The sequence below is a fragment of the Streptomyces sp. WAC07094 genome, from assembly GCF_036320405.1.
Taxonomy (GTDB): domain Bacteria; phylum Actinomycetota; class Actinomycetes; order Streptomycetales; family Streptomycetaceae; genus Streptomyces; species Streptomyces lannensis.
On record NZ_JAVMJZ010000001.1, the window covers coordinates 2,829,663 to 2,842,299 of the forward strand.

General features: G+C 69.7%; 15 protein-coding genes and 1 tRNA gene. 1 reads left to right on the plus strand and 15 read right to left on the minus strand.

Annotation, left to right across the window (positions count from 1 at the left end; translation table 11 throughout):
- Positions 1 to 5 precede the first annotated feature (5 nt).
- The 4 genes from RCR19_RS12330 to RCR19_RS12345 form a co-directional block, all read right to left on the minus strand.
- The gene (locus RCR19_RS12330; RefSeq protein ID WP_331269418.1) at positions 6 to 1,352 is read right to left on the minus strand and encodes a homoserine dehydrogenase; all 1,347 of its coding nucleotides are present in this window, start codon (positions 1,350 to 1,352) and stop codon (positions 6 to 8) included.
- Between the two features lie 165 nt (positions 1,353 to 1,517).
- On the minus strand, positions 1,518 to 2,909 hold the full coding sequence (gene lysA / locus RCR19_RS12335) for a diaminopimelate decarboxylase (protein WP_331265178.1): 1,392 nt from the start codon (positions 2,907 to 2,909) through the stop codon (positions 1,518 to 1,520).
- Positions 2,910 to 2,926: 17 nt separating this feature from the next.
- A complete protein-coding gene (nrtL, locus tag RCR19_RS12340) occupies positions 2,927 to 4,285 on the minus strand; it encodes an ArgS-related anticodon-binding protein NrtL (protein ID WP_331265179.1) in 1,359 nt (452 codons plus the stop codon).
- A gap of 234 nt (positions 4,286 to 4,519) precedes the next feature.
- Positions 4,520 to 5,080 (minus strand): response regulator, encoded by a 561-nt coding sequence (locus tag RCR19_RS12345; RefSeq protein ID WP_331265180.1) that lies wholly within the window; start codon positions 5,078 to 5,080, stop codon positions 4,520 to 4,522.
- A 304-nt stretch (positions 5,081 to 5,384) separates the two neighbouring features.
- Between RCR19_RS12345 and RCR19_RS12350 the strand changes: the two genes are divergently transcribed.
- Positions 5,385 to 5,456 (plus strand) — tRNA-Arg (locus RCR19_RS12350).
- Positions 5,457 to 5,630: 174 nt separating this feature from the next.
- Here RCR19_RS12350 and RCR19_RS12355 read toward each other — a convergent pair.
- The 11 genes from RCR19_RS12355 to RCR19_RS12405 all read right to left on the minus strand — a co-directional run bounded on the left by RCR19_RS12355 (position 5,631) and on the right by RCR19_RS12405 (position 12,584).
- Positions 5,631 to 6,014 (minus strand): DUF6083 domain-containing protein, encoded by a 384-nt coding sequence (locus tag RCR19_RS12355; protein WP_331265181.1) that lies wholly within the window; start codon positions 6,012 to 6,014, stop codon positions 5,631 to 5,633.
- A gap of 192 nt (positions 6,015 to 6,206) precedes the next feature.
- Positions 6,207 to 7,580 carry a site-specific integrase gene (locus RCR19_RS12360; RefSeq protein ID WP_331265182.1) on the minus strand — a complete coding sequence of 458 codons (1,374 nt, stop codon included), beginning with the start codon at positions 7,578 to 7,580 and terminating at the stop codon, positions 6,207 to 6,209.
- Entirely contained in the window at positions 7,577 to 7,747 is a 171-nt protein-coding gene (locus tag RCR19_RS12365; protein ID WP_181923369.1) for a helix-turn-helix domain-containing protein, read from the minus strand. The genes RCR19_RS12360 and RCR19_RS12365 overlap by 4 nt, the downstream gene beginning before the upstream one ends.
- A 16-nt stretch (positions 7,748 to 7,763) precedes the next feature.
- Complete coding sequence (gene repSA, locus RCR19_RS12370; protein ID WP_331265183.1) at positions 7,764 to 9,137, minus strand: replication initiator protein RepSA; 1,374 nt, start codon at positions 9,135 to 9,137, stop codon at positions 7,764 to 7,766.
- Positions 9,130 to 9,312, minus strand: a complete 183-nt coding sequence (locus tag RCR19_RS12375; RefSeq protein ID WP_331265184.1) for a hypothetical protein — start codon at positions 9,310 to 9,312, stop codon at positions 9,130 to 9,132. Before RCR19_RS12375 ends, repSA begins: the two co-directional genes overlap by 8 nt.
- A gap of 92 nt (positions 9,313 to 9,404) precedes the next feature.
- Positions 9,405 to 9,716, minus strand: a complete 312-nt coding sequence (locus RCR19_RS12380; protein ID WP_331265185.1) for a SpdD-like protein — start codon at positions 9,714 to 9,716, stop codon at positions 9,405 to 9,407.
- A 26-nt stretch (positions 9,717 to 9,742) separates the two neighbouring features.
- Complete coding sequence (locus tag RCR19_RS12385; RefSeq protein ID WP_331265186.1) at positions 9,743 to 9,898, minus strand: hypothetical protein; 156 nt, start codon at positions 9,896 to 9,898, stop codon at positions 9,743 to 9,745.
- Between the two features lie 14 nt (positions 9,899 to 9,912).
- A complete protein-coding gene (locus RCR19_RS12390; protein WP_331265187.1) occupies positions 9,913 to 10,104 on the minus strand; it encodes a mobile element transfer protein in 192 nt (63 codons plus the stop codon).
- A 23-nt stretch (positions 10,105 to 10,127) separates the two neighbouring features.
- On the minus strand, positions 10,128 to 10,787 hold the full coding sequence (locus RCR19_RS12395) for a DUF2637 domain-containing protein (protein ID WP_331265188.1): 660 nt from the start codon (positions 10,785 to 10,787) through the stop codon (positions 10,128 to 10,130).
- A gap of 82 nt (positions 10,788 to 10,869) precedes the next feature.
- Positions 10,870 to 12,225 carry an FtsK/SpoIIIE domain-containing protein gene (locus RCR19_RS12400; RefSeq protein WP_331265189.1) on the minus strand — a complete coding sequence of 452 codons (1,356 nt, stop codon included), beginning with the start codon at positions 12,223 to 12,225 and terminating at the stop codon, positions 10,870 to 10,872.
- 2 nt (positions 12,226 to 12,227) lie between these two features.
- On the minus strand, positions 12,228 to 12,584 hold the full coding sequence (locus tag RCR19_RS12405; RefSeq protein WP_331265190.1) for a hypothetical protein: 357 nt from the start codon (positions 12,582 to 12,584) through the stop codon (positions 12,228 to 12,230).
- Positions 12,585 to 12,637 lie beyond the last annotated feature (53 nt).

The window sequence follows — 12,637 nt, forward strand, 5'->3', positions numbered from 1 at the left end:
GCTGACTACTCTCCTTCAACCCGCATGATGCTGGCGACACCCCGCACGGTGTCGAGGCTGCGCAGCGCCTCGACGGTCCCGGCCAGGGACGCGTCGGACGCACGGTGGGTGACGACGACGAGCGAGGCCTCCCCGCCCTCCCGTCGCCCGGATCCGCCCTGCTCGGCGGCGGCCGCGTCGCCGCCGCCCTGGCTCCTGCTCTGCTGGCGAACCGTATCGATCGAGACGTCGTGCTCGGCGAAAACGGTCGCGACCTGAGCGAGGACACCCGGTTTGTCGGCGACGTCGAGGCTGATGTGATAGCGCGTGACGACATCGCCCATCGGGGACACGGGCAGAGCCGCGTAGGCGGACTCGCCGGGCCCGGTGGCCCCGCTGAGCCGGTTGCGGCACACGGCGACGAGGTCGCCGAGTACGGCGGAGGCGGTCGGCGCACCGCCGGCACCGGGGCCGTAGAACATCAGCCGGCCCGCGGCGTCCGACTCGACGAACACGGCGTTGTAGGCGCCGCGCACCGATGCGAGCGGATGGGCCAGCGGAATCATCGCGGGGTGCACACGCGCGGTGACCGACGCCCCGTCGGCGGCGCGCTCGCAGATGGCGAGCAGCTTGATGGTGCAGCCCATCTTCTTCGCCGAGGCGAAGTCCGCGGCCGTGACCTCCGTCATTCCCTCGCGGTAGACGTCGTCGAGGCGCACGCGCGTGTGGAAGGCGATCCCGGCGAGGATGGCGGCCTTGGCGGCCGCGTCGAACCCCTCGACGTCGGCGGTCGGGTCGGCCTCCGCGTATCCGAGGGCGGTGGCCTCGTCGAGGGCCTCCTGGTATCCGGCCCCCGTCGAGTCCATCTTGTCGAGGATGAAGTTCGTCGTCCCGTTGACGATCCCCAGCACCCGGTTGACCTTGTCACCGGCGAGCGATTCGCGCAGCGGGCGGATCAGCGGGATGGCACCGGCGACGGCGGCCTCGTAGTACAGGTCGCGTCCGTGCTCCTCCGCCGCGGCGTGCAGAGCGGCACCGTCCTGGGCGACGAGCGCCTTGTTGGCCGAGACGACCGACGCGCCGTGCTCGAAGGCGGTGGTGATCAGCGTGCGGGCGGGCTCGATCCCCCCGATGACCTCCACCACCACGTCGATGTCCCCGCGTTTGACCAGGGCGGTGGCATCGGTGGTGACGAGTTCGGCGGGAATGCCCTGGCGCACTTTGGACGGCCGGCGGACGGCGACCCCCGCCAGCTCCACGGGAGCCCCGATCCTCGCGGCGAGATCGTCGGCGTGCGTCGTCATGATGCGCGCGACCTCTGAGCCGACAACCCCACAGCCCAGCAGCGCCACCTTCAGCGGACGCGTACGCATCATGCGACCTCGTTTCCTCATGCGGTCTACGGTTGACCCAGTCTCACTCACCGGACGGCGCTTTCCGCCCTTTGTCCGAATCGTGAGACGTCTATTTCATCTATCGGCGGCGGACGACCGGAAGTTCTTCCGCCGGAGCTGCGGCCCCCGGGAGGGTGTCCGGGGTCACCCGACGTCGAGACGCAGCAGGTCCTCCTCCGTCTCACGGCGGACGATCACACGGGCCTCGCCGTCGCCCACGGCGACGACGGGCGGGCGGAGCACGTGGTTGTAGTTGCTGGCCATCGACCGGCAGTACGCCCCGGTGGCGGGCACGGCGATGAGGTCGCCGGGCGCGAGATCGGCGGGCAGGAAGGCGTCCCGCACCACGATGTCCCCGCTCTCGCAGTGCTTGCCGACCACACGTACCAGCATCGGCTCGGCGTCGGAGGTCCGGGAGACGAGGGCGACGCTGTACTCGGCGTCGTACAGCGCGGTGCGGATGTTGTCCGACATGCCGCCGTCGACGGAGACATAAGTGCGCAGCCCGTCGAGGGGCTTGATGGTGCCGACCTCGTACAGCGTGAACGCGGTGGGCCCGACGATGGCGCGCCCCGGCTCCACGGAGATGCGGGGGGTCCGCAGACGCGCGGACTCGCACTCGCGGGAGACGATCTCGGTGAGCGCCTTGGCGATCTCGTGCGGCTCACGCGGATCGTCGTCGCTCGTGTACGCGATCCCGAGCCCGCCGCCGAGGTCGATCTCGGGCAGCTCGATGCCGTGCTCGTCCCGGATGTCCTTCAGGAGCCCCACCACACGATGGGCGGCGACCTCGAAGCCCGACATGTCGAAGATCTGCGACCCGATGTGACTGTGGATGCCGATGACCTCGAGCCCGTCGAGCTGGAGGGCACGGCGCACGGCCTCCGCGGCCTGCCCGCCGGCGAGCGGGACGCCGAACTTCTGGTCCTCGTGCGCGGTGGCGATGAACTCGTGGGTGTGCGCCTCGACGCCCACGGTGACCCGGATCTGGACGCGCTGCCGCCTGCCGAGCGACGAAGCGATGTGCGCCACCCGCACGATCTCCTGGAAGGAGTCGAGCACGATCCGCCCGACACCGGCCTGGACGGCCCTGGTGATCTCCTCGGTGGACTTGTTGTTGCCGTGGAAGGCGATGCGGTCGGCGGGCATGCCGCCCGACAGGGCCGTGGCGAGCTCCCCGCCCGAGCAGACGTCGAGGTTCAGCCCTTCCTCGTACAGCCAGCGCACGACGGCCCGGGACAGGAACGCCTTCCCCGCGTAGAAGACGTCGGCGTCGGGCCCGAAGGCGGTGCGCCAGGCCCGGGCCCGGGCGCGGAAGTCCGCCTCGTCGATGAAGTAGGCGGGGGTCCCGAACTGTTCGGCGAGCGCCTTGACGTCGATCCCCCCGACCTCGACCACGCCGTCGGTGGTGCGTCCGACGGTCTGCGCCCACACCTTGGGGTCGAGGGCGTTGAGATCGGTGGGCGGTGCGGAGTAGTGGCCCTCGGGCAGAACGTCGGCGTGGCGGGGCCCGGCGGGATGTGCGGAACGGCTCATGACAGGTCTGGGCTCTCTCAGAGATAGTCGGGTGCGCTGATGCCGAGCAGGGACAGGCCGCCGGCCAGCACCGTCCCGGCGGCTGCGGCGAGAGCCAGCCGGGCCCGGTGGGCGGCCGAGGGTTTCTCGTCGCCGAGCGGGAGCACGGTGTGCTGAAAGGCGAGCAGGGCATCGGCGACGGCCACGAGATGCCGGGCGAGCCGGTCGGGCGCACGGTGGGCGGCCGCCTGGGTGAGGGCGTTCGGATACTCGGCGAGGGCCCGCACGAGCGGGTCGGCGGCGGTCACGTCCGCCAGGTCACCGGGAACGGCGTCGAACCCGAGCCGCACGGCGTTGCGACCGAGCGCACGGGCCCGGGCATGGGCGTACCGGACGCGGAAGAGAGGGTTGCTCTCACGCTGCAGCAGATGATCGGCGGTGATCCGGGGCCGGTCGTGCGGCGCCGGATACAACAGGGCCCAGCGAGCGGCGTCGGGACCGAGCGGGGCGGGATCCTCCGGGGCCGGCACGGGCCGCAGATCCACCCGCTCCCCGGGCCGCACATGATCGACTTCGGCCCGCCCGCCCTGGGTGGCGATGATCCGCACCAGGCTGTCGGCAACGACTTCGGCCCGGACCTCGTAGGGGACACGAAGCGGAATGACACGGCCTTGGAGGGTGGGGGCGTGGCCGTAGGGGGGGTTGGTGGGGCGGGGGGCGGTGTCGGGGGCGGGGGCTGTGTCGGGGGTGGTGGCTGTGACGAGGGTGGGGTTCGCGTCGGGGGCGGGGTTCGCGTCAGGGTCGACGTACGCGTCGCGGTCGAGGTCTGCGCCGTGGGCGATGTCTGCGCCGCGGGCGATGTCTGCGCCGAGGTCGACGTCTACGTCTGCCTCGCGGTCGGCCTCTGTGTCGCCGTCTGGATCGGTGTCGCGGTCGGCGTCTGTGCTGCCGCCGGCATCTGTGCCGTTCTCATCTCTGTTGCTGTCGATATCTCTACTGCTGTCGACGGCAGGGCCACTGTTGACGCCGGTCCGGAGGATGATGCCCTGCCTGCCCGAGGCATCCCCGCCGCCACCCTGGAGGATCTCCCGCACGAGGGAGGCGGTGGCGCCGGAGCCCTCGAGGTGGATGTTGAGGAAGCCGGGTCCGGTGATCTCGACGTCGGCCACTCCGGCGGTGTCACGGAGGTGGGACCGCAGGATCTCGGCGACCTGGCGCGCCGGCCGGCCGGCGGGACGGGCGAGCTGGAGGGCGATGTTGGTGGCGTAGTCGCCACGGCCGCCGGGCCCGGGCGGAGTGACGACGGCACGTGCGGGCACGGCCACGCTCAGTTCCCCGTCGTCCACAGCGCGACGTACCGCGCACAGCACGGTACGGGAGAGCTCGACGGGGGTCACGGGACAAGGGTATGGGAGGAGGGGGGTGGGCCTGCGACCTGGTTTGGACGGAAGTCCGGGATGTGGACGGGGGTCGGAGAGCTCGGGCGGGGAGTGGCCGACGGGCCTGGCCGGCGGCGGTCAGAATGCCGTTGCGAGAGGCCTCGGCGGGCGGCGCCGATGCGCTGCCCGTCACGGCGACGACCACTTGCTGATCAGGACCTCAGGGAGGTTCCCCGTCGGCCGGATGTCTGTTCAGGCACCGGCGCGCCCGACGTGATCAGCGCGCCCCGCCCGCTCGCCCTCTCCGGAGTCGCGCCCGCTGCCGACCGCGAGCCCGGCACCGGCACCGGTGCCAGGGGCATCGGCGGTGCGGGAGGCATCGACACGCCCTCGACGCTCCATCAGGTCCTTCACCAGGTCGACAAGTTCGGTGGGTTCGAACGGCTTGGCGAGGAACGCGTCGACACCCACGTCGAGGCCGCTCTCGACCTCGTACTGCGTGCACGCGCTGATGATGGCGAGCGGGAGCTCCCGAGTCCGCGGATCGGACCGCAACCGCGCGGCGGTCCGCAGCCCGTCGAGCCGCGGCATGACGACATCGAGGGTGACCACGTCGGGCTGTACGTGATGAACGATGTCCAAACACTCGGCACCGTCGGCCGCGGTCACGACCTCGATACCCTCCAGCTCGAGGTTGACCCTGATCAGCTGCCGGATGACCTTGTTGTCGTCCACAACAAGCACCCGACCGGACGCGCCTGGCACAAGTCGAGAGTAGGTCGCCCCGAGCGACCGCGTCCGGGTTTTCCCCACTTCCACCCCGTCCGGGGGAGGCACAACGAAGCCGGCGCCTTGCCCACGGTTCGAGACAGCCCGTGCACGCAAAGGGAGTTCCGCCGGGAGTCGAGGCTCGCGGGAAAGCAGAGCTTCGAGGGAGCGGCGCTGCGCACCCGGGCGTGTCCAAACGAGCGGCTTGCGACACCGGGGGCGCCCGGTGTTCGACGGAGGGGCGCCTGTCGAGGGAGCGGCGGGCACCCCACGGCCCGGGAAACCTGTTCATGGCGACCCTGAAAGAGCTGGTAGGGTTCTACCCGTCGCCGCAGAGAACGGCCGACACGCCCCCGTAGCTCAGGGGATAGAGCAACGGCCTCCGGAGCCGTGTGCGCAGGTTCGAATCCTGCCGGGGGCACCCAGCATGAGGTGCCCAAAGACCCCGTCACCAGCGGAAACGCTGAGGCCGGGGTCTTCGTGTTTGTGCAGCCGTATGCGGCCCGAAGCGGCCCTATGACGCCGTCTGTGGACTATTCGTGGACAGGATCTTGGACCATCCGCCCAGGTCAGCCCCCACAAATCGGCGGGGTGGCTACCCGGCGTCCGGCCATTGCGTCGGAGGCTCCGATGGTTCCACAGCCGACAGCCGCATCATCTGCCGCGCGTTCTCGCCCCTCAGCGACGTCAGCCAGGGCCAAAGGTCCGGCAGCGACTGTTCCGAGCATGCGAGCCGGTGCTCGATTCGGCAGCGCTGGAACGGGTCCGGCGGGCATACCCCGTACACGGTCACTCGTCCGTCGGACAGCACGATCCAGCGATGCTCAGCCGGCACCGTGTGAGCCAGTGGCTCCATGTCCGGCTCCAACAGGACCCAGTCCTGATCCAGCGTCGCTACTCGATCCTGTGGCAGCCCGCAGTAGGGGCAACGTAACTGCTCGCTTCGCAGTCGACGCGGTCGTTCTCGGAAAACGGCCATATGGAGAGGGTCGACAGCCTGGCATCCGATGCGTAGAGCGCGAACCAGACGGGCCGCCTGGGGCAGCCGTCCATTGGTGATGCGTAACGCGACGCAGTAGGTGCAACTGGCAACCACTAGCGAACGCCGCACGGCCGAGATACAGCGAAGCCCCCAGCTCGTGTGAACTGGGGGCCGACAGCCGAGGCGTGGTTACTCGTACTCGCGCAGCAACTCTTCGATCTTGCGATTCACGATCTCCTGCCGACCGTCGATGCACTTGGCGTAGCGGCTCAGCAGTACCTCGACGCTGTTGCCCGCCCGTGCGGCGACCTCGGTCGGGTCCACTCCGGCATTGAGCCAGGTCGACAGCGCCGAGTGCCGGAGATCGTATGGCCGGGCCGCGAGCGGTGAGGCGACCGCGGCCGGCGGGAGGGCCAGCATCCGAGCCTCCTGCCAGACGCGGTAGTACGTGGACGAACCGACCACTCCCCCACGCTCGTTCGTGAACAACCGCCCGTCTTTCGCGGTGCCGAACGTTTCCAGGTGCTCCCGGAGCATCACGACGAGCTGAGGCGGAATCGGTACGGGACGGACCTCCTCCACGGGCCGGTTCTTGAGCCCGCGGTCGTCGTGCGTCTCTCCGGAGTCGGTCCATTGCTTACCGACGCTGGGGCGAGTGCGATTCAGCAGGGCTGTTCCCCAGCCGTGTCCGGGCAGCTTCAGATCTCCTTCCGTGAGACCGACGACTTCGGCGGGACGTAAGGCGCCGTAGTACATGCAGGCGAACAACCCGACGAGTCGACGACCGCGAGCACGGCCATATCCACCCACGTAAGAGACCGCAGTCAGCAGTGCGCGAGCCTGCTCGGGATTGGCCACGACGCGTGGATCAACCTCATTGGCGACCTTCGGCTTTTTCCAACGGACCGCCGTGATCGGATTCTCCCTGAACTCTCCGAGATCCACAGCGTAATGCAGCGCATTGACGAGCGTGCGTCGCTTGCGCCGTACGGTCTCCGCTGCGGCCGCTGTGCCGTCGAGCTTGATCTTCAACGAGTCGAGGACCGCCCTGCCGATAGCTGCATCGGCAAGATCTGAAAGTGGTCGCGATGCCTTGGCCACCCAGTGCAGGGCGTCCGCGACGTCGGTCGGCAACTCGCGATTGTCAGGGCTGGGCAGGACAAAGGCCCAGTTGCGAAGGGCCTTCCTCAGCAGCTCGTCATCCGGCCGCCCTGGACGCTCGTCGAGTAGCGCCACCGTCACGGCGGTCAATGCTTCGTTGATCCCATTCCGTGTGTTCGGAGCCGCGTGGGGCCATTTCATGGCGAGGTATCTCAAGGCGAACGCGTACCAGGTCATCGAGGGCGCCCTCTCGACCAGCGAGTCCGGCAGTCCCGTTACGGTGTCGAACTCCTCGCCGGCGTGGGTAGCGCGAAGGAGCTTGGAACGGTGGTGATCGGCCAGTCCCTTGGTACGGAACTGCTCGGAGAACACGTTCCCGGCGACGGTCCACCTGACGTCATAGGACGACTTCTTGGTGTTCCTCTTTCGAACGCCCCAGACCTTCACGTCGAGAGACTTCACGCGGCTGTCTCCAGCTGCCGCAGCCACGTCCTGAAATCACTCCGCCAAACCCTCAGTTCACCGTTGGGGAGCTTGAACGCAGCGGGCCCGTGCCCCAGCTCGCGCCAGCGGTAGAAGGTACGTCGCGAAACTCCGCCGAGCTCTTCGAGGATTTGCGGGACGGTCATCAGCTCGTCTTTCACGTCAGGCTCCTTCCAGCGCGGCAAGTTCTTGGCGGGCGGTTTCGCGGTTGAGTTTGAGGTCTCGGGCGATCGATGCGGCGAGGGCGGATTCGCCCGGTGTGTGGCCGTGCCCGGCGTACTGCCAGTCGGCCAGGACGAGGACGGTGTCCGGCTCGATGTCCTCCAAGGCCTCGAAGCCGAGGGCTTCGCGTTCCTGTGCGGCGCGATAGTCGGCGCGGGCCTGACGGAGAGCCCCGAGAGTGGTGGAGTAGCGGCGGGACTTGGTGGAGAAGTGGCCGCGGAAGCCGAGCATGTGGGCCCACGCCCACAGACGGCGGTCCGGATACAGGGGGTCGAGCAGCTTGCAGGCTTCGATGAGGCGGCGTGCGTGGTCGGGGACGTTGTGGCGGTCGAGTTCGGCGAGTTCACCGATGCGGCGGTCGAGGGTGCCGGTGGTCTCGGCGGCTTTGGTGGCGTATTTGGCGACGTAGGCGGCGACGGCTTGTTCGGTGATGTCGGAGCCGTCGCCGAAGGCCTTCACGGGCCGGACGTCGAGCTGGGTGCCCCAACGGAACGTGCGGGCGGGCTGGTCGCCAGCGGCCGGCACCGAGACTGAGGTGTAGGAGTGAGCCACTGCGGCACGGATGGCATCGGTAAGGAGTTCGACCGTTGCCCAGGCTGGGGGCGGGGTGTCCGGTCCATCGGGTCCGTCGATGCGGATCACTGCGTGAAAGTGCACGGCGCCCCGCTTTTGGAACTCGGCGACCTTGCCGTACGACAGGCGGGCGTGGTCGGGGAGTTCACGGCGGGTGAGTCCGGCGCGGACGGCGATCTCGCGCCGCAGGCGGGTGGTGAATCTCATCCACAGCTGCCCGGCGTGGTTGTTGAAGAGGACGGCGCCCTTGTAGTCGTACGTGGCCGGGTCCAGGGCCGTGCCGAGGGCGGGGTCGTCGGCCGGGTGGCGGGTGCCGCAGCGGCAGATGCCTCGGTCGGGGCGGTTGTGGACGGGGCCGAAGGAGGGTGCGGTGAGTGTGGCGAAGACGCGGGGGTGGTCGCGGACGGTGGCGGGGATGTTGCGGCGGTCGTCTCCGGCCAGGCCGGCGCGGATGAGGTGGTAGGTGTCGCCTGCGTAGGTGAAGGCGCAGGCGGGGCAGCGGGAGGCGCGGCGGTTGCCGCAGGCGATCCGGAGGCGTCCGCCGGGCTCGTTCTCGGTGCTGTAGTGCTGGAGGGTTTCGCCGGTGGTCTTGTCCTTGTGGAGGGTCCAGCCGGTGAGGTGGATGGGGTCGGCGCAGCCGCCGGTGCGGCGGATCTGCTCTTCCCAGCGGTGGTAGTCGTCGGCCGAGGCCACCCTCAGCAAGTCGCCGAGGGTGGTCGGGTCGAACAGCTGCTCAGGCACGGGCACCCTCCCGGACACGAGCGGGAACCGTTCCGGTGCCGTGGCAGGCGGGGCAGTGGGCGGTGATGGTGCGCAGCTGTCCGCGGGCGTTGCGGCCGCCGAGGGTGATGGCGGCGGAGGCGAAGCCGTCGCAGTTGGGGCAGATGCGGGGCGGGGGTGTGGTGCGGTCGGTCATGCTGGAGGTTCCTTCCGGTTCTGCGGGATCGGTTGGGGGCATGGCTCCCGGGCGGTGGATGCTTGGCGGTATCAGGGCCGCCCGGGGGCCGGTCAGCGCCGCTTGGCGTCGGCCGTGATCAGGGAGCGGATCACCAGGGCGCAGATGGCGAGTGAGGCGCCGGTGATGGCGACCGCGAGGAGCATGGACACCAGGACGGCGCCAACGACCAGGACCACGGCCGTCCCACCCCCCACGAGCGCAATCACAGCGCCCGGAGTGAGTTGGACGGTGGATCGAGCCGGGGTCACCGGCACAGGTGCGGGGGCTACCGGCTGTTGCACGACGGTGGTCGGCTCTATGACCGCGGGCCGGGTGACGATGCCGGTCGGCATCGGGTTGGTCGGAACCTTGGGGCGGAGCATGGCGAGGCATTTCCTTCCTGGTCGGGTTACTTGAGGAAGCTGTCGATGGCGGGGGCGAGGACGCTGTCGGCGAGGAGGAAGCCGCCCAGGAGGAGCACGGCGACGAGCCAGGCGGGTGGGCGGATGAGCTTGACGCCGAGGTAGCCGACGACGATCAGGGCGAGCCAGAGCGGAACCTGCACGGCGGTGGTCTCCTTCAGCGGGCGTGGCAGCGGTGGGTGCGTGCGGCGAGCTGGGCAGCGGAGGAGCTGGAGTAGTCGGCGGACCAGCCACACCGGTCGTTGGTGCACACGGCGGCGTGCTTGGTGTGGCCGTTGCGGTCGCGGTGGGTGCCGATCTGTACCGGGCCGATCCGCATCACGGAATGGAAGTGGTCACGAGCAGGCATGACGGGTGGTTCTCCTCTCTGAGTCAGGTGAGTTGGGCGGCGATGGCGTCGGCCAGCTGGGGCGGGACGCCGAGGCGGGCGCGGAGGGTGTCGGTGTCGATCGGGGTGCCGGTGCGGGCCTGGTGGTCGTCGGCGACCTTGCGCGCGTGCTCGATGAGCACGGCCGGAACCGCGGGCGCCGGGGCGGCGGCAGGGAGGGCCGGGGACTGCTCGACCGACAGGGGCTCGGGCTCTGGGGCGCTGACGGGCTCGGGTTCGGGTTCCGGCTCGATGTGGGGTGCGGGGTCCTGGGCTGTGGGTGCCGGCGGATGCGGCTCCCTGTGTCCGGAGTGGGCGAGGAGGGTGCCGCCGAGGAAGGCGAGGGCGGGCCATCCCGCGATGCCGAGGCGGAGCAGGGCGGGCGGGTCGGCCAAGTCGAGGAACCCTGCGGTCGCAATGTTGGCCCCAAGGGAGGCAAACAGGGCGATCACAAACCAGCACCAGGCCAGCCGCGACGGCCCATCGCTACGTAGGCGTCGCCAGGCGGCGACCAGGAGCAGATCGACACTCACCGGGTAGGCCCACGCCTTCCAACCGTCCTGCCCAGCAGCGGCAGCCAAGTCGTGCAGGTGAGCGAAGGACAGCGCCCCGGCAATGACGGCCTGGACCAGCACAGCATCGACGCGGAGAGCAGGGCGGCTCATCGTGGCTCCTTCCTGTTTCAGGCATGGAGGGGGTAGGGACCCGGCGCGAAGACGGTCACGCCAACCGGAGGACGGGAAGGGGTCAGGCCGTCGCGGGGGCGGCCTTGGACAGCGGCACCGGTGCCGCAGGCGTGCCGGGCAGGGCGGGCCGGAAGGGGGCCAGTTCGGGCAGATCCGGGGTCCGGTCCGCATGCCGGTTGCAGGTGTTGACCGCCTGGCGCAGGGAGGTGTGCGGGGCGCGGATGCGGTGCCAGCCACCCGTGGAGTCCCCAGCGACGGCGACGCCGCGCATCTCGGCAGGAATCTGGATGGCGGCCAGGACGGCGTCCGGGGAGATGTCGCCGAAGGCCATGTTCGCCGAGGTCTCGTCGTTAACGCGGTGTGCGGTACGTCCGGTGAGCTGGGCGCGGAGCATGGTGATGCCCTTGCCGAGTTCGGAGCCGAAGCGCTGCCCGCAGATCTCCAGGTAGATGCCGGCAGCACGGCCGAGCTGGGCGAGACGGACCAGGGCGGTGATGATCCGGTCCCGCCGCCTCTCCTCCTCCTTCGAGGCGAACAGGGCGAGTTCGGCAACCTCATCCACTAGCACCACGACCGGGGTCGGGCGCAGGTGGTCGGGCAGGTCCCAGATGTCGGCGGCGATCTCCGCGTCCGGAACATCAGCAGTGATGCGCTGCTCTGCCCGGATGAGCTGGTACACCTCCCCCATGCGGACCACCAGGGCCTCCAGCAGTTCGGCGGCGGTGTCGGGGTTGTCGGCCAGGGCGGAGAACCGTCGGGCCAGCGGGAACAGCTCGACCCCCTGCTTGCAGTCGATCCCCACCAGGGCGACATCCTGTGCGGCAAGTCCGGCGACGAGGTTGCGCTGGTAGACGGACTTGCCGGACTCGGTGGCGCCCAGGGTGAGGGCGTGGGGTATCGCCCGGTAGTCGCGGTAGTGGACCGACCCGTCCTCCCGCAAAGCGACCGGGACACGCATCGGACAGGTTTCAGTGACGGCGGGCATCTGCACCCGCTTGAGGACGTCGTAGCCGGTCATCCGCACCTCCACCACACCCGAGCGCAGCTCACGGGAGGTGACGCCGTACATGGAGAAGGAGTGGCGCAGCCGGTCGGAGGCGGCGGCGACGTCGAAGGCGTCCTGCCCGGGCCGCAGCTTCAACCTCAGGACCAGGCCGGTGCGAGTCGGGCGCAGCAGCAGGATGCGCGGCGGGCGGGACTCGGGGGCGGGCCGGTTGGTGGCCCGGGCTACCGCCAGCCGCCACCGCGACGGGGGAACGGTCAGCCCGCAGGCGTCCATGACCGTGGCGTAACGGACCAGGACCCGCAACGTCGCGAGGGTGACCCCGAAGGTCAGCCAGTACCAGGCGGGGCGCCGCCACCGCAGGAGACCCGCAGCAGCAGCGACCAGCACCAGCGTGACCGTGAACCCGGTCATGATCAGGCCGCCTTCGACGCCGAACCGGTGGCGGCAAGCGAGGTGACGGCGACCGCGCGGAACGCGATCCCGTGGCGCTTCTGCCCGTTGAAGTCGTTCTCCCACGGCCGGGCGATCAACCCCGTCAGCGCGACCGGCGTGCCCATGGCCAGCTCACCGGAGATACCCGGCTCGGGGACGGTGACGGACAGGATCTCGACCTCGTCGTTCGCCGCGAACATCACGTCCACGGTCATCAGCTTCGCGCCGGTCTCGGCATCGGTGGCGATCTCACCGGTCCGGCGGTCCTTGACCTTCGGCTGCGGAGGCTTGGCGACCATCACGGTTGCGGCGGAGGTGTCGACAGGAATCTGACGCACAGCAGGTCACTCCTTTATAGATGCTGGACTCCGTCACTCATGTACATGAGTGA